At 70.6% G+C, this 513-nt stretch carries 1 protein-coding gene and 1 pseudogene; both read right to left on the reverse strand.

All coding sequences use genetic code 11. The features are described 5' to 3' along the window. A pseudogene (locus GTW58_RS14065) lies at window positions 1-233 on the reverse strand (SseB family protein); the annotation flags it as partial. Beyond that, the coding region (locus GTW58_RS14070) for a HisA/HisF-related TIM barrel protein (RefSeq protein WP_245195290.1) at window positions 233-513 on the reverse strand (281 nt) is incomplete at its 5' end. The pseudogene GTW58_RS14065 and the gene GTW58_RS14070, both read right to left, overlap by 1 nt.

Genomic DNA, 513 nt, shown 5'->3' on the forward strand with positions numbered 1-513 from the left:
CCGGCCACCACGTCGGTTTCGTCGGCCTCCCCGACTTCCCAGCGCTCAAGGACGCGGGCCAGGGCACGGTCGGCGGCCCCGTCGTCGTCAGCGAACTGGTGGGTGTGCCCGTGCGCCAGATCACGCCCGGCCCATGCCTGACCACCGGTGTCCGTTTCGCCTCCGGCACTGCGGAGCTGAGCCGCGATGTGCGGGGGCAGCTGCCGTCCACCCGGGGTCTGTTCGGAGGCCATCAGGCGGGGGGACGGCCGGCGACGTCGAGGGCCTGTTCCAACGTGAAGCGGCCCGCGTAGAGCGCCTTGCCCATGATGGCGCCCTCCACGCCGGCGGGAACCAGCTGTCGCAGCTGCGCGATGTCCTCGAGGGTGGCGATGCCACCGGAGGCCACGACGGGCTTGTTGGTCCGCTGCGCAACGTCCTTGAGCAACTCCACGTTGGGGCCCTTGAGCGTGCCGTCCTTGGTCACATCCGTCACGACGTAGCGCGAGCAACCATCCGCTTCCAGGCGGTCGA

Origin of the sequence: Kocuria subflava (genome assembly GCF_012163155.1) — a bacterium.
GTDB classification, from domain to species: domain Bacteria; phylum Actinomycetota; class Actinomycetes; order Actinomycetales; family Micrococcaceae; genus Kocuria; species Kocuria subflava.